The sequence below is a fragment of the Teretinema zuelzerae genome (genome assembly GCF_021021555.1).
Taxonomy (GTDB): domain Bacteria; phylum Spirochaetota; class Spirochaetia; order Treponematales; family Treponemataceae; genus Teretinema; species Teretinema zuelzerae.
Window position 1 is genome coordinate 367,273 of sequence record NZ_JAINWA010000001.1, and the last position, 20,106, is coordinate 387,378.

Below are 20,106 nucleotides of genomic sequence, written 5' to 3' on the forward strand. Positions count from 1 at the left end.
TTATACAGGTATGGATATTACATCGCTTTCGACAAGCCTGAGTCGGCAGTCTGTACAGCAGTCCGCTTCCCTTCAGGTGCAGAAGATGGCCATGGACGGAGCCAAGGAACAGGGCGCCGATCTGGCGCGGATGATGGAGTCTACCCGCGCAATCACCGATCCCGCCCTGGGCAGCCGCGTGGACATTCTCGCGTAATAATCGGCTCCCGATGCACCGCACAGCGCGGAAGCATTCCGGAACCGCCGAAGCAGTCCGACAAGCAACAGCTTGCCGGGCTGCTTTTTTTTTGCCACGCGCTGATTTTCTCCGGACATAAAAAAACCGCCCGCCGGTAAACCGACGGACGGCCGCATCACGCCCCTGCTCGGGGGGGCCCGAGCAGGAACGGGTGATGGTTAGAGGTTGAGCCTGAGCGCCTGGTTTCCTGCGGTCAAGGGATCCATATCGACTATGTTACCGGCTGCGTCGGTAAGTGTAATCGACAGAGTACCTGTGATATCTGCAGTTACGTTAGCGCCTACGATGACATACAGGGTATATTCATTATCCGCGGTCTGAACCAGCGAGGCAGAACCTCCGGCTGACGGAGTACCTGACAAACTTGCCAGCATATTCTCTCCGCCGATAGTCACGGTGTAAGTATAACGTGCAGCCAAGGGATTTCCGGCATTGGCGCCTATCGCGATATCTACAATTCCGTCTGCAGGAACCGCGGCGGCGTTGAGTAGAACGTCACCATTCAAAGGCGCGACTCCGTCGACGAAGGAAAGCGCAGTCGACCAAAGCGAATCGAACCGGTCAGCGGCAGTCGCTTTCGCCCGGATTTGAATTGTTTCACCGGATACAATCAATACTCCAGGAGTTACCGTGTAGTAAGCTACTGTAGCGTTCTCTCCGGACATCACCGCGTTCACCGCAGCGATATCCTGCCAGAAGTTGTCGTCGTCGAGCTTGTACTGGAACGCGAAGGCATCCGCGTCGGCATTCTTGGCAACGGTAAGGTAGAAAGCGCCCTCTCCGTTATCGTAAGCGGAACGTCCGTCTGTAACCGTTTTATGCAGGGTATCCAGAGCCAGGGTCGGTGCGGCGAGAGCAGCATTTTTCGCAGTCGTGAACGCGATGGTTCCGGTCGTAGAATTGCCGACGCTGAAGCCGGTCGCGTGGAAAACCGTGTACGCGAGAGAATACGCGGTTCCGGCTTTGAGAGCCGCTCCCGGGGTCAGCGTTACTACGGTTCCGGCGGCGTTGTACGCTACAGCAAGGTCGATTTCATTCGCGCCTTGAGTAAGGGTATAATCCGCTGCGAAATCTCCGGTCGCAGACTGGTTTACGGCGCGGTCGAAGGTCAGCGTAAACGATGTAGTCGCAGGGTCGAGAGTCGTGGTCGGTACGCCGGCCAGATACAGGCTGCTGGCGGTGAGAACGAGCTTCGGAGTGGAAGCGGTGGTGAAAGCAACCGTGTCGGTAACAGAGATGATACCGTCGGCGCTTCCGTACACGGTGTATGCAAGAGTATACACCGTGCCTTCGATCAAATCGGTGACGGGATCAAAAGTGAAGGTGAGGTTGTCTGTAGTCGTTGCGGTAACCGGCACAATGGTCGGTCCGGCACCATATCTCAGCTCGAATACGGGAGCGGGAGAGGTTTGAACCGCGCGGTTGAACGTAATTGACGGATTGCCGGTAATGGCGAATTCAGCGTTGCTTACAACGGTAGTATAGGTCGATCCGGTCGCCCAGAGGTTCGAGTTTGTCAGATAGAGCATGTAGTCCGGAGCATACGTAAAGCGCATCTGAGCAACGTTGAATCCGTCTGGTGCGGTTCCGCTATAAGCGGCATCTGGATCGCCGGTAATACCGGAAGATACGCTATAGCGAATCTCGTATACATTTCCGGCCTCAAGCGCTACGGTCGGGGTCGCGGTGAGAGTTCTCGCGGTCGCGTCGAGCGCGATGGTCGCGGGAACAGACGCTCCGTCCGTCACGTTATAAAGCGAAGTCAGGCTTGCGTTATAGCGCACGGGAACCTGGTCGAAGGTGACGGAATAACTGGTTGTCGTATACGGAACATACGCGGGAGTCATGGAATCGTCGAGCCAGGAGCAGTCGGTAAGGCGGATTCCGCCCTGTACGACAAAGTCGATATCAGGATTGATGAGGGCGCTTCCATCGGTTGCTGCCCAATCGGTGATGTCAAGATTTACTGTAGCGCCCTTGGGGAAGGAAGCTACAGGAACAATCTCGGCAGAAAGTCCGTCGGCGGCGAGAGTAACGGAAGCAGCTCTGGTGCTCCAATTCGTTGCAGTGAAGGAAACGCCGTAGGTGCTTACGGTGGTCGCGTCGAGCGCCTTGCTGAAGGTCAGCGTTATGGGCGCGGGAGTGCTCGTCGCGGTAAGCGGATTCATCGGAACGACAGAACCGTCCACGGTGGTCTGGGGAGTCCAGCCGGTCACGCGGGCCCGATTATCGATCTCGGCGTAGATCGTGCCGAAATTATTGTAAGAATTCGCAACAAGGGTGGGGCCTACTTGCAAATATTCCAGATTATTGAAGTTCTTGCTGATCACAAGATACGCCATGCCACTGGCATCGCTCGCGCCACCGGATGTAGCGGATTGAATGGAAACGGTCGCGTAAGTGGTATCCGCATCGTCGGTATCGGCGAAGAATACGGGTAGGGGATTTGCCGATGTATTCGGTGCGACGACAGAATCGCTGAAGGTGAAGTTTCCGGTCGCGTCAGTCAGAGCGTATACGATTGTCTCGGTCAAACCGGTGGTGAATGTTCCATTCTTAAAGCGGAACGCAACCTTCGAACCTTCAGGAGGAGGAACGGCGCCGGCAGTGCCGTCGTCGAGGTCGCGGACGACAAGAATCCTGCCCTGAGCGCGGCCGTTCAAGGGATACATGGTGATCGCGCCCATGTCGTAGCCGCACTCGAATCCGCCGACTGTCGTATCGTACGAAACGTACACGACGGGATCGGTATCGTCGGAATCGGTATCGACGCTCACCTCTTTAACCTTTGAGGTAACATTGATCGGATATACATATGCATTTCCATTAAGGATGATAGTATACGTATCATTGGTAACCGCGGCAAACGTCGGAATGGTGATTTGCCGTACATACGGAAGATAGCCGTCTTTCTTGACGACGATGGTCATCTTGCCGTTGTCGAAAGCGGAATTGATCACTTCAAGCTCGAACTGCCCGCTGCTGTTAACAGAGGATGATTTCAAAGCCCTGCTTCCCACCGCAACAGAAGCGGTGTCCCCGTCGCTGAAACCGACAGACGCGCTGGTGATCAAATCGCCCTTGAAATCCTTCACAAGCCCGGTCACTACCACAGAAACCTGGTTAGGCGAAAGAGTCGTCGACGAAGACGAACCCGAATCTCCATCCTGCGAACAGGAAATGAACAGAGATGCCACAATTGCCGTAACGGCAAGAATTGTGCCAAACTTTTTCATAAAAGCTCCTTAAAGCTATACCCGCTTTCTGCGGGTATTCATAAAATCAAGCGCGGAGGATGGAACGGATGAGGTGGGAAAATGAATTGTCGAATACTTTTTGCCATATCAAAACCGTTACATAATAATCCGAACTTTTTTTTCGGCAACGCCGATGGGTATAAGTGTAAGCCAATGCAATTCAATTTTCATGGAATCGGTAAATAAAAAGTAAATTAATCAGATTTACACACTGAATAAATTGACACTATTTGAGATATTTGATTTTATACGGTGTTTTTTGCCTTCTCGGGGCGGATCTACTATACTCCGTGGAAAGAGGTATCCCATGGCTGAAAACAAACTGAATCCGAAACTCGGAATGGACGCGGCTTCCCTAAAAAAATCATTGGAAAATCATATACGCTTTACCCTCGGAAAAGACCAGTATACGTCGACCACCTACGACCGATACAGCGGTTTGGCCCTGGCGACACGAGACCGGCTGATAGAACGGTGGATTCAAACCCAGCAAACCTACTACGACAAAAACGCGAAGCGGGTGTACTACCTCTCCCTTGAATTTCTTTTGGGAAGAACGCTCGGAAACAGCCTGATGAACCTCGGACTCCAAAAAGAAGCCGAAAAAACCGCTCAGGAGCTCGGCTATTCGCTCGAAGAGCTGCGGGAAAAGGAATGGGACGCGGGACTCGGTAACGGGGGACTTGGAAGGCTCGCGGCCTGTTTCCTCGACTCCCTGGCTACTATGGAGCTCCCCGCCGTCGGATACGGCATACGCTACGATTACGGCATCTTCTTTCAAAGCATTCGCGACGGCTGGCAGGTGGAAACTCCCGACAACTGGCTCAGGTTCGGCAATGTATGGGAATTTCCCCGGCCGGAGTTCACCTGCGTCGTCCACTTCTATGGAAGAACGGAAGACTGGCTCGACGAAAACGGATGGAAACGCAAACGCTGGGTAGACGCGGAGGAAATCGTCGCCGTCGCCTACGACACGCCGGTTCCCGGATACGGAAACAACACGGTGAACAATCTCCGCCTCTGGTCAGCGAAGGCGTCCAGGGAATTCGACCTCAACTATTTCAACGGCGGAGACTACATTCAGGCGGTCGCCGCCAAGGCCACCTCGGAGAACATTACCAAGGTGCTCTATCCCAACGACAACGTGTTCGAAGGCAAGGAACTCCGTCTCAAACAGGAATACTTTTTCGTATCGGCGACCATTCAAGATATATTCAGACGGTACAAAAAAACGCACAAAACCTTCGACCAATTCCCGGATAAGGTCGCGATTCAGCTCAACGACACGCACCCGGCCATCGCTATCGCCGAACTGATGCGCATCCTCGTCGACATCGAACGGCTCGACTGGGACGCGGCCTGGAACATCACCGTGCAGACGTTCGGCTATACGAACCACACCATCCTGCCGGAAGCCCTGGAAAAGTGGTCGGTAGGCCTGCTCGGCCGCGTGCTCCCCCGCCATCTGGAAATAATCTACGAAATCAACAGCCGCTTTCTCGACGGCGTGAGGGAACGCTATCCGGCGGACCCTGATCTGTGGCGGGATCTTTCCATCATCGAAGAAGGCGAAGACAAGAAGATCCGCATGGCGAACCTTGCGATAGTCGGCAGCCATTCGCTCAACGGAGTGGCGGCCCTCCATACGGAAATTCTCAAAAAATCGGTCTTTCCGGGCTTCTATCGCCTCTGGCCTGAAAAGTTCAACAATAAAACGAACGGAGTTACGCAGCGCCGATGGCTGAAGCTCTGCAACCCGGAACTCTCGGCCCTCATCTCCTCGAAAATCGGAGAAGGATGGATCACGAATCTGGGAGAACTGCGCAAACTCGAGCCGTTCGCAGAAGATTCCGGTTTCAGGAACGAGTGGGCGCAGGTAAAGAAAAAGAAAAAAGAGCAGCTTGCGGCCTATATTCTGAGCAGGAATAATATCGAGGTGAATCCGGAGTCCCTCTTCGACATTCAGGTTAAGCGCCTCCATGAATACAAACGCCAATTGCTGAACGCCCTCCATGTCGTCACCCTCTATAACCGGATAATCGACAATCCCGCGGCAGACCATGTGCCCAGAACTGTTATTTTCGCCGGCAAGGCGGCGCCCGGCTACTGGATGGCCAAGCTCATCATCAAGCTCATCACCTCCATCGCGGACAAGGTCAATTCAGACCCGCGCGTGGGAGACCTTCTGAAAGTCGTGTTCCTCAGGAATTACGCGGTTTCCAACGCAGAAAAAATCATTCCAGCCGCGAACCTTTCCGAGCAGATTTCAACCGCGGGAACCGAGGCGTCCGGAACGGGAAACATGAAATTCGCACTGAACGGAGCCCTCACCATCGGCACCCTGGACGGAGCGAACATCGAGATCCTCGAGGAAGTCGGTAAAGACAACATCTTCATTTTCGGCCTCGATTCCACGGGAGTTTCGGCCCTCAAATCAAAGGGATACGATCCGTACTACTACTACAATAAAAACCGCGAACTGTACCGGATACTCAACCAGATACGGCAGGGATTTTTTTCGCCCGACCAGGTCGACCGCTTCGCTCCCCTTGCCGACGCGCTGCTGTCGAACGGTGACACGTATATGCTCCTTGCCGACTACGACTCGTACATCGCCTGCCAGGACCGGGCAGCGAAGCTGTGGAAGGATCAGGACGCATGGAACAAAAGTTCTATTCTCAACACGGCCCGAATGGGAAAGTTCTCTACCGATAGAACGATTGCGGAATACGCGAAGGATATCTGGAAGGTGCATCCGGTGCACATCGATTTTTAAAATACAAAACGCGCCGCAGCGGATGAAGGGAGTCGAACCCTCGTCACGAGCTTGGGAAGCTCGGGTAATAGCCGTTATACGACATCCGCTGCGGCGCGTCTTGCACGTTTATTCTGCGCCAAAGAAATTCTTTTGTCAACGCTCTTGTTCCTGAACCCGCGCCGGGGTATAGTAGCGTCCATGACGCCATCCCACGAATCGCACGCCGCCGCGGCATACGACCGCATGGAGGATTCCCGCGCGTTCGGCGCTCCGGTCTACCACATCGCGGAAACCGGCAGCACCATGCAGGACGCCCGCTTTTTTTCCGCTCAAGGCGCTCCCGACGGAACCGCGGTATACGCCGACTTTCAGAGATCGGGCAGGGGAAGAATCGAAGGAAGGGTCTGGGATGGTGAAACAGGAAAGGATCTGCTGTGCACGGTAATGCTCAAGCGGCAGCCCCCTCCGGGATTCACGCTCAGGGTAGGCCTCGCGGTTTCCCGCGTTTTTGAACGATATCTCTCTGGTTCCTGCTGCACGCAGATCAAATGGCCAAACGACGTTCTCGCCGACGGAAAAAAACTTGCCGGCATTTTATGCGAATCGGACGGCGAATATCTCTATATCGGTACCGGCTTCAATATCGGGAGAACCTCGTTCTCCGAAGAATTGGCGCGGAAAGCCTCGTCTCTCGCTCTTCTCCTCCGGGATACCGGAACCGGGGAAGCCGTGCGATCCCCGCAAACCGCTTCGTTTCCGCAGCTCCCGTCGATCAGGGAAGTCCTTGAAACCTGGCTAGAAGAACTGCGCCTCGTTCTTGAGGACGAAGAATGGAACCGCGGAGTGACGGAGCGGCTCTACCGCAAAAACGAAACGCTCAGGTTCCTGAACGGGGATCCTGAAAGAAACGAATATATAGAAGGAATTCTCGTCGGCATCGGACCGTCCGGAGAGCTGTTGGTGCGAGAGTCCGGCTCGGAAGAAAGCACTCCCCCGCGCAGGCTCTTTTCAGGAGAGATTCCCTACTGATCCGAACCGAATGAACCCCCTTGAACCTTTTCTTCCCTCCGCTATATTATGTATCCACTATGTTGGATTATCGTTTTATCAAGGAAAACCTTGAAGCCGTTAAGGCGAATATCGCGGCGCGCCACATGAAGGCCGACGCCGATGCCGTTGTTACATTGTTTGACAGGCGGACCGCGCTCGTCACTTCGCTACAGAGCCTTCAAACCCGGCGCAACGACAACGCGAAAGCCATGAAGGGCAAGCTTTCCGACGACGAACGCAAGGCGCTCATCGAAGAAGGCAAGTCGATCAAGGACGAAATCGCCGCGGCGGAAGCCGAGCTCGCATCAGCGGAAAAGGAACTTGAAAACGCCGCCCGGCAAATCCCGAACATGGCCCACCCCGACGCTCCCGTCGGCAAGGAAGACAAGGATAACACGGAAGTAAAGCGGGTCGGAACGCCGACCGCCTTCTCCTTCGAAGCGAAAGACCATGTACAGCTCGGCGAGGAATTGGATCTCATCGACTTCGAGGCCGGAACCAAGGTCTCGGGCGTTAAATTCTATTATCTGAAAAACGAAGCCGTTTTCCTCGAACAGGCTCTCATCATGTACGCCATGAATCTCCTGCGCAAACACGGCTTTACGCCCTTCATCACCCCGGACGTCGCCAAGGAAGAAATCCTCTACGGCATCGGGTTCAATCCCCGCGGAAACGAATCGAACGTATACAATATCGAAGAAGAAGGCACCTGTTTGGTGGCTACCGCGGAAATCACCCTCGGCGGCTACCATAAGGACGAAATTCTTCCCAAAGAAAAGCTGCCGCTCTTTTACTGCGGCCTGTCCCATTGCTTCAGGCGCGAGGCCGGCGCCGCCGGACAGTTCTCCAAGGGACTGTACCGCGTTCACCAGTTCAACAAGCTGGAAATGTTCGTGTACTGCCTTCCCGAAGAATCCGACGCCATTCATCAAAAGCTCCGCGAAATCGAAGAAGAAATCTTCGCAGGGCTCGGCATTCCCTTCCGCGTCGTGGACACCTGCACCGGAGACCTCGGTGCCCCCGCGTACCGCAAGTGGGATCTTGAAGCCTGGATGCCCGGAAGAAACGGCGGAGACTGGGGAGAAGTCACCTCGACCAGCAACTGCACCGATTTCCAGGCGAGAAGACTCAACGTTCGCTACAAGGACGACGACGGTAAAAACAAGTTCGTGCACATGCTGAACGGAACCGCAATCGCCCTTTCCCGCGCGATGATCGCCGTCATCGAAAACGGACAACAGGCCGACGGCTCAATCAAAATACCCGCGGCCCTGGTTCCCTTCTGCGGATTCGACGTCATCAAACCGAAAAAATAATCCTGTCCCCCGCGGCAAACGCTTCGCGGCGGAATAAACAGAAAAAGCCGGCTCGCGCCGGCTTTTTTTATATATCGCTCGTGATTGTCTTACAGTGCGAGTCTCTACCCGATCAGGAAATCTGGCTGAACTGGCCGGCTATGTCGGCTCGCCATTCAGCCTTCGTTTCGCGCTTCTCCCATTCGATAGTCCGCACAATCTTGAATTTCCGCAGGTCCGAAGGCGTTTCGAATACCATGACGGCGAAGCGTCCCTGGCCGATGTACACAATTTTTTCTTCGGGCTTGATGTTTTCAGCCCCTTGAAGAAATTCGATGGCGCAATCAAAGTGGATAGGAGAGCCTGATTCGCGGTCGGCCAGCGCCGACGTCACGTCCTGAATCGGCTGGCCGCAGCGGGCGCACTGCGGCGTCGGAAGAACAGGCAGCGGAATGATCTCTTCCCTCCGCTCGCGCCGCAGTTCGCGGCCTCCGTTCTGCGGTGAACGCTGCCGGGAAGATCCGCCTGAATCGCGCTGCCCCGGGGACTGCTTCTGCCTGCCCGAGTTTCGCTGCGGTTCTCTTGATCCTGCGCTGTACGGCGATCCCTGGTTTTTCGCAGTCCCGACCTGGGAAGAATTTCCCCTTCCATCGCCGGTTTTATTTGCGGACGACCGTTCCTCGCCCTGGCGGGATGATCTCCCCCGCCCTCTTCTATTATGACGATCCCGTCGCCGGTTTCCTTCAGATACGTCGCTCATGCATAGTGTCCTTCACCTCTAGAATACGATCGCTCAACACAAGAGCAATCCGCTGAATCGCTCCCTGAACATACCCATTGTCCTTGATCTTCTCTTTCAGTTCAAGAATTCTCGGGTCGGTAATAATCTGTTTTGTCATCAGTCATGCTCCGAAAAGGCATCTTTGAGGTGTTCAATCCGCAACTCAGCGTCTTTCAGGGGATCCGAAGATACCAGAATCACATCGAATTGAATGTACATACCCTTATATTGTCGATGCAGGCTCAGGAAATATTTAGCCGTTTCAATCATTCTGAGCCGTTTCTTCGGACCGATGACGATATCCAGATCGGCCGCTGCTCCTCGAGGCCACGTTTTGACCTCAATAAAGTACAGCGTATCAGCGTCGCCGCTGATTATATCAATTTCTCCGCGCCGTGTCCTCCAGTTTCGATGATGAATCGTCTGGCCGAGGGTTTCAAGATAGCGGGAAACGGCTTCCTCTCCCGCCATTCCCGTATCCCGCGCGCGGTAGCCGCTCATTGAAACTTGCGGTACTCCGCAGGGTCGATGGCGCGCGCAATGAACAGATTACGATTCTCCATGAGATTGACGATCTCGCCCTCGTTTTGCGTATACGGCTTCGCGAATTCATCGATCAACACCCGAATTTTCGGCCGCAGGGGGGCTTCCTTGTGGCTGTCGATGACCCGCGCGATTACCGAATTGTTCATGAGAACGATCGAGCCGATCGGATATATTCCGATGCTCTGAATCATCGCCTTAATGATGTCCGGATCGAACCTGCGGGCGTTATCCGCCAATAAATTCTTCATCGCCTGATAACCGACCATCGCGTCGCGCCAGGTTTTCGGCGAAACCATCGCCTCGAAGGCGTCCGCGACGGAAATAATCCGTGCGCCGATATCTATCGCCGCGCCTGCTATCCGTCCGGGATATCCTTCTCCGTCCCAGCGTTCATGGTGCTGAACCGCCGCCCTGCCGACCTCGTCGGCGTACAGCAGCTCGTTGACGATCATCTTGTATCCGTAAAAGGTATGGGACCGCATAGCCTGCGTCTCGGCCTCGTCAAGCTTCCCCTCTTTGCTTACAATGTTTTCAGGAACCTTGATCATTCCGACGTCGTGAAGCAGAGCCGCCGTCGCGATCTGCAACAGCCTATGGCGCGGAAGGCCCAGGTGCTCCCCGATGATGATCGATAAAATTGCGATGTTGACCGAGCTTTTCGCCATCCGGCTTTCTTCTACGTCTCCGCCTAAAATAAAGCCCAGGATTTCGCTTCTATCGGAAACAACCAAATTAAACAGATCCGATACAATTTTGTCGATTGAACGGGTGCGGATTTCGCTCTTGGACCGGAGATCTTCGAACACCGCATCCAGAGAGGAGATCAGAGCCGTATACCTTGAATACAGGGCGTCGTTCGCAAGCACCGAAGGAAGCTTCAAAATCTGTTCGCTCGTATACTCCAGCCGGTCGAGCTCGGGCTTTTCAACCGAGGAGGCGGGTTTCTGAACCGCGACAGGGGCTTTCTGCATCGAAACAGGCGTTTTCTGAGCCGCAGCGGGAGCGGGGTTCTCGGTTCGACGGGCGGCGACAGGCGCAGACTGCACTACTGCGCCGCCCGATCGCATCTCGTCTTCTTCATCGAGATCCTCAAGCTCTTCAAGCTCGTCGAGCTCAGTCGGTTCATCGATCATTTCCCCGGAAGAATCGGCCGAATCCGGCAAAACTTCTCCGGCTGTCAACACATACGAAATTTTCCATCGATCCAGGGCGTCGAGCTCCCGTTTCTTGATCGGGACACCCTTGCTCGCAAGCATGTTTTCCCCATCGTCGAAGAAAACAGGGGCGGAAAACCTCATTCCCTCTTCCAAATCATGGCGCATTACTTTTTTCAACATACTCAACCTCGTTCGCTTACTTTATTAAAACCATCTGCTTTGAATCGCTTCGTCAAGAAAAGAAAATACGGCCGCTATCGCCTGCCAGCATTCCTCCGGAACGCAGGAACCGATCTCGCGCGTCGAAAGAAACTGCGCAAGTTCGGAGTCCTCAACCAGGGGAATGGAATACTCGCGCGCAAGGGCGATGATGTCGTCGGCGCGCAGGCGAGTTCCAGAGGCCAGAATCAACGGAGCCGGAAGAGACCGGTCCCACCGCAGAGCTACAGCCAAGGAGTCGTCATCCGCAGTATTCATATATACACATCCACTCCGTCAGGCGCTGTTAATCCGGCGCTGTTATCGTACACGATATCGGCAATGCCGACAGCGTTCAGCAGCCGTTTTAAATATACTACACATTTATCAGAATCGACAGATGAAAGAACCGGATCGGACGAAACAGAGCAGCATTTTGAATCGAATCTGAAGGCCCAGGAATAATCGAGCACCTTACATATTACGGCATACTCGAGCGTTTTTTTTAGCTCAGCGTCAATCAAAAAACGAAAAGAGCCCTTCACCGGTATCGACTCCGCAGGGCTTTTTTTCAGGCGATATTCGAACGGAAGCAGAATCCAGTGATTCGCAGCGCTCCTTTTCCGGTTGAAAAACTCCAGAAAGATAGAATCCTTTTCATCGGCGGATCCCTGAAACCCGGCAAGAATGATAGCGATCAGCCGCTCGTCGAGAGGAATATCCTTTCCGTCTAGAAGCATCGCGGCTTCTGCGGCTTCCTTCGCCTGATCGGGATGTTTTGCGGCTATCTTCAGGTAAGACCGCATGCGGTCAGGATCGAGCCGCATGCCGGAGCGCGTCATGAGAGAGATAAGATGCGTTGACAGCTGATCGTTCGGGATGCCGGGCAATACAGGGCGGAACGTTTCGGTTTTAGAGTGAAGAGGGGTAAGAAACGCTTTCCCTGAACGCATCGAAACAAGAGCCTTAAACGCGGTTCCCGGTTCGGAGATCGCGCCGGGAAGCGAAGACGCCGTTACCAGACGCGAACCCAGTTTGATCAGCACCGTTCCGTTCTTCTCCCGGCCGATAATCGTAACGGAAACCTCGGAGCCGTCTTTGAGCGCAAGATTCGATGATTTAGGATCGGCGGGTACGGAAAAGCCGAAAGAAGACACCTTATGCATAGGAGATAATAAAAAAGCCGAACCCAGAGGTCCGGCTCATGATGCTGAAATTAAGCATGAAATCCGCGACGAAAACGGAAGACAATGATCCGTATGCCTCATCGCGGGTATCAAAGAAATCGGACAATCAAGCCTCGGTGTGTTTCTTAACAATGAGGGTTTTGATCTTTGCAGCCTTACCGATCTTCTCGCGGATGTAGTACAGCTTCGCGCGGCGTACTTTACCGGGGCGAACAAGTTCGATATCGGCGATGCGCGGCGAATGAAGGGGGAACACCCGTTCGACTCCGACGCCGTAGGAATTCTTGCGCACGGTAAAGGTCTTGCCGATGCCGGAATTCTTGAAACAGATTACGAGGCCTTCGTACAGCTGAATGCGCTCGGTCTTTCCTTCGACGATCTTAAAGTGAACCTTGACGGTGTCGCCGACTTTAAATGCGGGTACTTCAGCCTTTTTCTGGCTTTCTTCGATCGTTCGGATCAGATCCATTCCCATTTTGAAGCTCCTTGATGATTTTTTCCGCTTCCTCTGAAAGGGAGCCGGAAATCCGGGCCTGTTCTATCAGGTCCGGCCGCACGCGCAACGTTTTCTCGACGCGTTTCCGCAAACGCCAGCGGCGGATATTTTCATGATGCCCCGAAAGAAGCATCTCCGGGACAGACATATCCCGGAATATTTCAGGTCTCGTATACTGGGGATACTCCAGCAACCCGTCGGAAAAGCTTTCCTCCGCCAGGGATTCGCTGGAAATAACGCCGTCGATGAGCCGGTACACGGTATCGATGATCACGGTAGCCGCCAGTTCGCCCGACGACATCACGTAATCTCCGATGGAAATCTCATCATCAACCCACCCGTCTATTATCCTCTGATCGATGCCTTCGTATCGACCGCAGATAAAAACGAGCTCCTCTTCATGAGACAGCTCCTGTGCAAGCCTTTGAGTCAAAGGCGTGCCGGAAGGAGTCACGTACACAACCCGGGGCCGGTTTGAAGCCGTTTCAGGGGATTTGAATCCCGCTCCTACGGATTCGAGAGCCAGGGCAAGAGGTTCAGGAAGCATGAGCATTCCGGGAACATGCTTATCGTTGACGGCTCCATAGGGTTTATCATCGCAGGATTTATGCTTATTAAAGGCAAAATCGCGGATATTAACCAGATTGTAGGCAATAATTCCCTTCTTGACCGCCCGTGCCATAATCGAATTATCGAAAAAAGCCTGCGGTATTTCAGGGAATAAGGTCAGCACATGGAACTTCATGGAATTAATCCAGAATCCAGCGGTGCATCAGCTCAACGGTCCGCGCCTGCAAGTCAACCTTGCCGACGAATTCCTTACGCATGGGAACAAGACGCGTTTGTTTTCCGGATGGCGCGTCTTTTTTAGAGACGGAAGCATCGTGCGTCGACGCTTCAACCGATTCCGGAACAGAGCCCTCGAAGAGAGTAACCGCGAGAAGGTCACCCGCTCCGCCTTCCACTACATCTGTGATGTTTCCTATTGGAAGACCCTCATATACAAGAACACACTGACAAAGATCGCTGACATAGTACTCGCCCTCCGAAAGAGGACAAGCCAAGTCGCGCGGAACCAGAATTTGCGCGCCGGCGAGCGTTTTAGCCTGCTCCGGCGTATCGATTCCGCGAAATTTAATCAACAGACACTGGCTGTGGCCTTCCACGGCCTCGATGTCGTATGACTTCTCGGCGCCGGTCTTATTGATCCGCAGAACCACCGAAGAGAGATCAGCGAAGTGATCGACCTCTCCGGAAGAACTGTCAACTCGAACAAAGCCGTCCAGCCCGTGAGCCGAACGGACAACCCCTGTTATCATCAAATCCATCAGTCAAGAATTTCCAGAGAAACCCTTTTACCGGATTTGCCGGAAGAAGCGCTCAGCACGGTTCGCATCGCTTTGGCAATGCGTCCGTATTTGCCGATCACCTTGCCGATATCATCCGGCGCGACACGGAGTTCGAGGATGGTGGCTTTTTCGCCCTCAACCTCATTAACCGTTACCGCACCGGGATCGTCTACCAGGGATTTAGCAATATATTCAACTAAATCTTTTTCCACGCTCGGTGCCCTTCCCGTGTCTTACAGGCTGAAGTTCTTGCGGTTCAGGAGGCTGCGCACGGTATCAGTAGGCTGAGCACCGTTATTAAGCCACTTGCGAACCTTGTCGGCGTCGAAAGCAACCTGCTTTTCTTCCGCTTCGATAGGATGATAGATTCCCAACTCATCGAGAGTTCGGCCATCGCGGGGAACGCGGGAATCCTGCACAACGATACGGTAGTAGGGTCGCGCCTTGCTTCCGAATTTCTTTAATCTGATCTTTACGCTCACAATATCCTCCTGGGTAATTTTCGCCCATAATGTTCACAGTGTAATTGAACCATACTTATACCTGAAAAGGAAAAAACCGTCAATATACGCAAATTATCGCGCAATTTTTCAGAAGTATAGTATACTTTTTCCATGGGTAAGCGGAATACACACAACACAGACTTCATACTTATATCCGATAGAAAAAAAACATGGACAATCGCGTTTAAAATATCCCTGATTTATCTGTTATTCGGGCTCGGCTGGATTTTTATCTCCGATATTCTTTTTAACCTCATCGTTCCCGATCCACTTCTCAGATCTAAAATCGAGGTTTTCAAAGGAACTTTCTTTGTAGTCATAAGCGCCGTCATCATATATCAACTAATCGCGCCGCAGCTCGCTCGTTTAAGCGACAAGGAACAGGTAATCGCAGAAAGCAGAAACGAACTGAAGGCTCTCCTGTATTACGATCATCTGACCGGGCTTTCCAACAGACGAAAGCTCATAGAGCGGCTTCCCGATTACCTGAACGACTCCACCTCGAAGGGAAAAGCGCTCCTTTTCATCGATATAGACAACATCAAGCTCATAAACGATTCGCTCGGCCATGCATACGGCGATAAATTGATCGTGGAAACGGCACGGCTTCTTTCCGAGCATATACAGCCTCCGGATGAAATATTCCGCATCGGCGGAGACGAACTGATCATCCTAACCAAATTCCATCAGATTTCCACGCTGAAGGAAAAGGCGGAAGATCTTCTTCATCTATTCAACAATCCGCTTAATATCGACAAAAATCTCATCCACAGCACTCTGAGCATCGGCATATCGCTGTATCCGATTCATTCGGAAGATCCGGGGGAACTGCTCAAATGCGCCGATATCGCGATGTTCCAGTCCAAGAAAACCGGAAAAAACAGGGCGGTGCTCTACAACAACAACATGCTTTCCGCTATAAACGAACGGATGAACCTGGGCGAATACCTGCACGACGCCCTCGAACGGAACGAACTGGACGTCATGTACCAGCCGCAAATCAACACCGAGAGCCGCCGGATCACCGGATTCGAAGCGCTGCTCCGTTGGAATAACAGGATACTGGGAAAGGTCACCCCGGATAAATTCATCAGCGTGGCAGAGGAAACACATCTCATCATTCCCATCGGAGACTGGATACTCACAAAGGCATGCCGATTCATCAAGAAAATGCAGGGCCAGGGATATCCGCACCTCTGTATTTCGGTAAACATCTCAATGATACAGCTTCTCCAGGAGAATTTCGTCAACCGCGTACAGCGGGCTCTCGAGGAAACAGAGATCGATCCTGCGAAGCTGGAATTGGAAATCACCGAATCGATTCTCATGGAATCGCACACCATCATCACCACGCATCTGGCGCGCCTGCGCTCTCTCGGCATAGGAATCGCCCTCGACGACTTCGGCAAGGGATACTCGTCGCTGAGCTACCTTGAGCAATTGCCGATCACCACGCTGAAAATCGACAAGATTTTCATCGATGGAATCACGGATGCCGAAAAAGATACGTCGATCACCGGCAATATCGTAAAAATAGGCAAAAAGCTCGGTTTGTCGGTTGTAGCGGAAGGCGTTGAATCGGAAGTCCAGCTGGCGTATCTCGCCAATCAGCAATGCGATAAAATTCAGGGATGGATATTCAGCAAGGCGCTGTCCGAAGAAGACGCCGAGAAGTTCGTAATAGAAAATCTGGCGGAGATTACAACCTGAAAGACGGCAGGCAGCGCGGAGCTACTCGCTGAAACGCTTCAGAAAGGCCTTGGTTCGCTCGTTCCTGGGGTTTCTGATGAGGGATTCCGCGTCGCCCTCTTCGATAATAACCCCCGAATCCATAAAAATTACCCGGTCCGCAACATCGCGCGCAAACGACATTTCATGAGTGACGATCACCATCGTCATTTTCTCCGCAGCCAATTCGCGGATAACCTTCAGAATTTCGCCGGTCAGTTCAGGATCAAGAGCGCTCGTCGGCTCGTCGAAAAAGAGGACCTCCGGATCAAGCGCGAGGGCGCGAGCGATAGAAACGCGCTGCTGCTGCCCTCCTGAAAGCTCGAAAGGATAGGCATGGGCTTTGTCGGCCAAACCCATCTTCTCAAGCAGGACCATGCTGCGTTTTTCTGCTTCGAAGACGCTCCGCTTAAGCACGTGGATCTGCGCTTCTGTGATGTTGCGAAGCACGGAAAAATGGGGAAAGAGGTTGAAATTCTGGAAGACAAGGCCGACTTTCAGGCAGATCGACCGAAGAGTCGCGGCGTCCGCGTATATTCCGTCGCGAACCATCACCTTTCCGGAGACGGTTACGGAACCGCCGGTTACGGTTTCAAGATGGGTCACCGATCGCAGCAGTGTGGACTTGCCCGAACCTGAGGGTCCGATGATCGCAAGGACCTCTCCCTGCAGAACGGAAAATGAAATATCCTTGATGACCTCGAGCGTTCCGAAAGATTTTGATAAATGTTCTACCTTGATGATTTCCATGTTTCTGCCCTGCCCTGCTCTATAATTAGCGATAATACGAAAGTTTTTTCTCAAACCGGCTGAAGGCCGCAGAGACAACCCAATTCATCAGAAAATAAAAAATACCCGCAATAAAGATGGGCATGGTGGAAAACTGCCGGGCGGAAGCATTCTGAGCGACGCGGAAGAGTTCGGCGACGCCTATGGTCTGAGCGAGAGCGGTGTCCTTCACCAGTGTAATGACCTCGTTCGCGGTCGACGGAAGGATTCGTTTAACCACCTGGGGAAGCACAATGCGGAAGAAGGTCTGCGTCCGGGAGAAACCGAGAACCTTCGCGGCCTCGTATTGGCCTCGCGGAATCGATTCAATTCCTCCGCGGTAAATTTCCGCGAAGTACGCGGCGTAATTGATCACATAGGCAACGACTACCGCTATAAAACGGTCGTAGGATACCCCGAACAAATAATAAGGAGCGAAATACACGAAAATGAGCTGAAGAATCAGGGGAGTGCCGCGCATGATCAATAGATACCCGTTCACCAGGGCGCTGATTCCCCGGTTCTTCGACATGCGGCCGAAAGCTACCGGAAGGGCGAGCGGGAGGGCGAAAAGCAGGGTCAGAAAGAAAATTTCCAGGGAAACAAGAGTTCCTTGAAACATCGCTTCCAGCATCTTGAACACGGAGGGCTCCTCTTTTTAAAAAAACAAACCGGCTCCGGCGGAGCCGAAACCGGTTGTGAAAAAGTTTATTTTCCGACTATTGAGATATCGGCTCCGAACCACTGCGTAGCGATACGTGCGATCGTACCGTCGGCGGCCATTTCTTCAAGAACCGATTGAACCTTGTTCATGAGAGCGAGGTCGGCTTTGCGGAAACCGATGCCGTATTCTTCCGGCGAAAGTCCTTCTTCAAGGATGCGATATGATTTGCCCGAACGGTTGATGTTGTCGTTGGCGACCATCAAATCCATGATCACGGCGTCGACGCCCTTCACTTCAAGATCCATGAGCGCGGTAAGGTTTTCCTTGAACTCGACGACGCCCTTCAGGCTCGCCTTGAATTCCACGGAAGCTTCGAGGGCGTCCGCGGCGGAAGATCCTGCCTGGAGTCCGACGGTTTTGCCTGCGAGATCTGCAAGGGTGTTGAAGGAGGAATCCCCGCGCACCACGACGACCTGAGCGTTCTTCAGGTACGGCTTGCTGAAGGTCAGAGCCTCGGCGCGCTGAGGGGTGATGGTGAAGCCGTTCCAGATGCAATCGATCTTTCCGGTGTTGAGCTCCTGCTCCTTCGCGTTCCAATCGATGGGCTGCAATACGAGCTCGACGCCCATGCGTTTCGTCGCTTCGCGGGCGAGATCCACGTCGTAGCCGACGATTTCATTGTTCTCGTTCCGGAATCCCATGGGGGGGAAGGAATCGTCGAGACCGAGTACGAAGGCTTTTTTGTCCAGGACTTTCTGGAGCGACTTGTCCGCGGCTTCGGACTTTCCTGCGCAGGAAGTCAGCGCGGCAGCGGCGATTACGGCGCATGCCGCTAAAAGAATCAGTTTTTTCATGAGAGTGTCTCCTCGCGGGCAATAGTATACGTTTTTACATTCTCTGTAAACGGAAAAACTACCCGTTATCGCCCCTGAGCGTCCGCGCCAATTCCTTCCAGACGATTTTATCCTGTTCGGAAAGGGCTTCGAAATCGGACTGTCTTCCCCATGCCGAAAATTCAATGAAGTCGCGGCTGCGGACTAACAGGGTATCGAAGCGCTGGATCTGGAATTTCTCGAGCCAGGACGGAACGCGTCGCACGAGCGACAACATTTTCCGGTAATGGGGAAGGCATAAGCCCTCGGAGGCGGTAAAAAACGAAGTAAACGAGGCGTCCTCTGTTCCGGCCAAAAAACCGAGAAACTCTTTCTCTATGCGTTCGGTTTCCGCGCAGGCAGGGCATTTGCCCTTATAGATCCGCGGCTTGCGTTTTTTCAGGAGAGGGAGAGCGTCCGAAAGGATGTCGGCTCCCAAAATAGCCACAGCCAGGCCGTCCCTGAACGATTCAAGCCGGCTCGCGTGGCGGGTGCAAAACCCGCCGGCCTCGCGGTACAGCGCCCTGAAGCCCCGATCGGAGACGTGCTCGAACAGCATATTGTCGATATACCGCTCCGAACGTTCAGCGATAATGGTACACAGCGGGCATCCCGGTCGGGCGCACGCCTTCTCCAACGCAAACCAGTTTACGTGTTTTTCTGCGCTCATACCGTCTATTACGATTCCCAGTCGCAAACCATGCGCGAGGTTCTCACCTTGCCGACATATTCGCTGACCTTCATGTGTTCGGGATGAACAGCGTATAAATCCAGATCTTCCTTGGAATCGAATTCGGTTATCAGGACCATGTCCGCGCCCATGGACGACGGATATCCGTTAAGATGAACTTCAAGATTTCTGATGTACGGAATGACGGAAGGAAGGGCCTCGAGAGCCGCTTTTACGTACAGGCAGTTTTCTTCCCGCGTCCTGCCCTCGGCCTCGTCCTTGAACTGCCACATTACAATGTGCTTAAGCATTCGAACCTCCTGATGCTCGTATGAGTTTCAGTATACTGCCTTTGCGGCGAGAGGTCACTAGCGGCGGGAAAAACAGGAATCTCCGCGTCAATTTCCGCCGCTCGCATATTCCCGGATGCCCCGGTTCCAGCAAAACACGGCGATGCTTCCGGCGTCAACATTTAAAAGAAAAAAAAAGGCTCATCCCCGGAAAACCGGAAACGAGCCCTTGAAGAAATAACGCTACGCGTTATTTCTTCTTGGAGTTTGCCGCTGGTGCGGCAAACCTCCGCTATGCA

General features: G+C 53.3%; 22 protein-coding genes and 1 tRNA gene. 5 read left to right on the forward strand and 18 right to left on the reverse strand.

Translation table 11 applies throughout. The features are described from left to right. Positions 1-10 precede the first annotated feature (10 nt). Positions 11-196 (forward strand): YjfB family protein, encoded by a 186-nt coding sequence (locus K7J14_RS01700; RefSeq protein ID WP_230752378.1) that lies wholly within the window; start codon positions 11-13, stop codon positions 194-196. A gap of 200 nt (positions 197-396) precedes the next feature. Here the strand turns inward: K7J14_RS01700 and K7J14_RS01705 are convergent, their stop codons facing one another. Continuing rightward, the gene (locus tag K7J14_RS01705; protein ID WP_230752380.1) at positions 397-3,474 is read right to left on the reverse strand and encodes an RHS repeat domain-containing protein; all 3,078 of its coding nucleotides are present in this window, start codon (positions 3,472-3,474) and stop codon (positions 397-399) included. A 328-nt stretch (positions 3,475-3,802) separates the two neighbouring features. Between K7J14_RS01705 and K7J14_RS01710 the strand changes: the two genes are divergently transcribed. Next, positions 3,803-6,271, forward strand: coding sequence for a glycogen/starch/alpha-glucan phosphorylase (locus K7J14_RS01710; protein ID WP_230752382.1), 2,469 nt, complete (start codon positions 3,803-3,805; stop codon positions 6,269-6,271). Positions 6,272-6,288: 17 nt separating this feature from the next. On the opposite strand, the gene K7J14_RS01715 is transcribed toward K7J14_RS01710, so the two are convergent. Then, positions 6,289-6,360 (reverse strand) — tRNA-Gly (locus K7J14_RS01715). A 91-nt stretch (positions 6,361-6,451) separates the two neighbouring features. On the opposite strand from K7J14_RS01715, the gene K7J14_RS01720 reads away from it, so the two are divergent. Next, positions 6,452-7,282, forward strand: a complete 831-nt coding sequence (locus K7J14_RS01720) for a biotin--[acetyl-CoA-carboxylase] ligase (protein WP_230752384.1) — start codon at positions 6,452-6,454, stop codon at positions 7,280-7,282. 59 nt (positions 7,283-7,341) lie between these two features. Then, on the forward strand, positions 7,342-8,619 hold the full coding sequence (gene serS / locus K7J14_RS01725; protein WP_230752386.1) for a serine--tRNA ligase: 1,278 nt from the start codon (positions 7,342-7,344) through the stop codon (positions 8,617-8,619). A 112-nt stretch (positions 8,620-8,731) separates the two neighbouring features. Here serS and K7J14_RS01730 read toward each other — a convergent pair whose 3' ends face one another. From K7J14_RS01730 to rpsP, 11 genes are all read right to left on the reverse strand, one after another. Then, on the reverse strand, positions 8,732-9,358 hold the full coding sequence (locus tag K7J14_RS01730) for a hypothetical protein (RefSeq protein ID WP_230752388.1): 627 nt from the start codon (positions 9,356-9,358) through the stop codon (positions 8,732-8,734). Further along, a complete protein-coding gene (locus tag K7J14_RS01735) occupies positions 9,342-9,497 on the reverse strand; it encodes a hypothetical protein (RefSeq protein WP_230752390.1) in 156 nt (51 codons plus the stop codon). The genes K7J14_RS01730 and K7J14_RS01735 overlap by 17 nt, the downstream gene beginning before the upstream one ends. After that, positions 9,497-9,880 (reverse strand): YraN family protein, encoded by a 384-nt coding sequence (locus K7J14_RS01740; RefSeq protein WP_230752392.1) that lies wholly within the window; start codon positions 9,878-9,880, stop codon positions 9,497-9,499. The genes K7J14_RS01735 and K7J14_RS01740 overlap by 1 nt, the downstream gene beginning before the upstream one ends. Next, complete coding sequence (locus K7J14_RS01745; protein WP_230752394.1) at positions 9,877-11,262, reverse strand: HD-GYP domain-containing protein; 1,386 nt, start codon at positions 11,260-11,262, stop codon at positions 9,877-9,879. Before K7J14_RS01745 ends, K7J14_RS01740 begins: the two co-directional genes overlap by 4 nt. Before the next feature lie 24 nt (positions 11,263-11,286). Continuing rightward, a complete protein-coding gene (locus K7J14_RS01750; protein WP_230752395.1) occupies positions 11,287-11,559 on the reverse strand; it encodes an EscU/YscU/HrcU family type III secretion system export apparatus switch protein in 273 nt (90 codons plus the stop codon). Then, positions 11,556-12,446, reverse strand: a complete 891-nt coding sequence (locus K7J14_RS01755) for a hypothetical protein (protein ID WP_230752397.1) — start codon at positions 12,444-12,446, stop codon at positions 11,556-11,558. The genes K7J14_RS01750 and K7J14_RS01755 overlap by 4 nt, the downstream gene beginning before the upstream one ends. 127 nt (positions 12,447-12,573) lie before the next feature. Beyond that, positions 12,574-12,936 carry a 50S ribosomal protein L19 gene (gene rplS, locus K7J14_RS01760; RefSeq protein WP_230752399.1) on the reverse strand — a complete coding sequence of 121 codons (363 nt, stop codon included), beginning with the start codon at positions 12,934-12,936 and terminating at the stop codon, positions 12,574-12,576. After that, a complete protein-coding gene (gene trmD, locus K7J14_RS01765; protein ID WP_230752401.1) occupies positions 12,893-13,708 on the reverse strand; it encodes a tRNA (guanosine(37)-N1)-methyltransferase TrmD in 816 nt (271 codons plus the stop codon). Before trmD ends, rplS begins: the two co-directional genes overlap by 44 nt. Before the next feature lie 4 nt (positions 13,709-13,712). Beyond that, entirely contained in the window at positions 13,713-14,291 is a 579-nt protein-coding gene (gene rimM, locus K7J14_RS01770; protein ID WP_230752403.1) for a ribosome maturation factor RimM, read from the reverse strand. Further along, entirely contained in the window at positions 14,291-14,524 is a 234-nt protein-coding gene (locus K7J14_RS01775) for a KH domain-containing protein (RefSeq protein WP_230752405.1), read from the reverse strand. The genes rimM and K7J14_RS01775 overlap by 1 nt, the downstream gene beginning before the upstream one ends. A gap of 21 nt (positions 14,525-14,545) precedes the next feature. Continuing rightward, positions 14,546-14,794 (reverse strand): 30S ribosomal protein S16, encoded by a 249-nt coding sequence (rpsP, locus tag K7J14_RS01780; protein ID WP_230752407.1) that lies wholly within the window; start codon positions 14,792-14,794, stop codon positions 14,546-14,548. Between the two features lie 132 nt (positions 14,795-14,926). Between rpsP and K7J14_RS01785 the strand changes: the two genes are divergently transcribed. After that, a complete protein-coding gene (locus K7J14_RS01785) occupies positions 14,927-16,525 on the forward strand; it encodes a putative bifunctional diguanylate cyclase/phosphodiesterase (RefSeq protein ID WP_230752410.1) in 1,599 nt (532 codons plus the stop codon). 21 nt (positions 16,526-16,546) lie between these two features. Here K7J14_RS01785 and K7J14_RS01790 read toward each other — a convergent pair whose 3' ends face one another. The 5 genes from K7J14_RS01790 to K7J14_RS01810 form a co-directional block, all read right to left on the reverse strand. After that, positions 16,547-17,293, reverse strand: a complete 747-nt coding sequence (locus K7J14_RS01790) for an amino acid ABC transporter ATP-binding protein (RefSeq protein ID WP_269062369.1) — start codon at positions 17,291-17,293, stop codon at positions 16,547-16,549. Positions 17,294-17,318: 25 nt separating this feature from the next. Then, positions 17,319-17,945 carry an amino acid ABC transporter permease gene (locus K7J14_RS01795; protein ID WP_269062401.1) on the reverse strand — a complete coding sequence of 209 codons (627 nt, stop codon included), beginning with the start codon at positions 17,943-17,945 and terminating at the stop codon, positions 17,319-17,321. Positions 17,946-18,019: 74 nt separating this feature from the next. After that, on the reverse strand, positions 18,020-18,829 hold the full coding sequence (locus K7J14_RS01800; RefSeq protein ID WP_230752414.1) for an amino acid ABC transporter substrate-binding protein: 810 nt from the start codon (positions 18,827-18,829) through the stop codon (positions 18,020-18,022). A 58-nt stretch (positions 18,830-18,887) separates the two neighbouring features. Continuing rightward, on the reverse strand, positions 18,888-19,517 hold the full coding sequence (locus tag K7J14_RS01805; RefSeq protein ID WP_230752416.1) for a DUF6062 family protein: 630 nt from the start codon (positions 19,515-19,517) through the stop codon (positions 18,888-18,890). A gap of 8 nt (positions 19,518-19,525) precedes the next feature. After that, positions 19,526-19,828 (reverse strand): Dabb family protein, encoded by a 303-nt coding sequence (locus K7J14_RS01810; protein ID WP_230752418.1) that lies wholly within the window; start codon positions 19,826-19,828, stop codon positions 19,526-19,528. Positions 19,829-20,106: the final 278 nt, after the last annotated feature.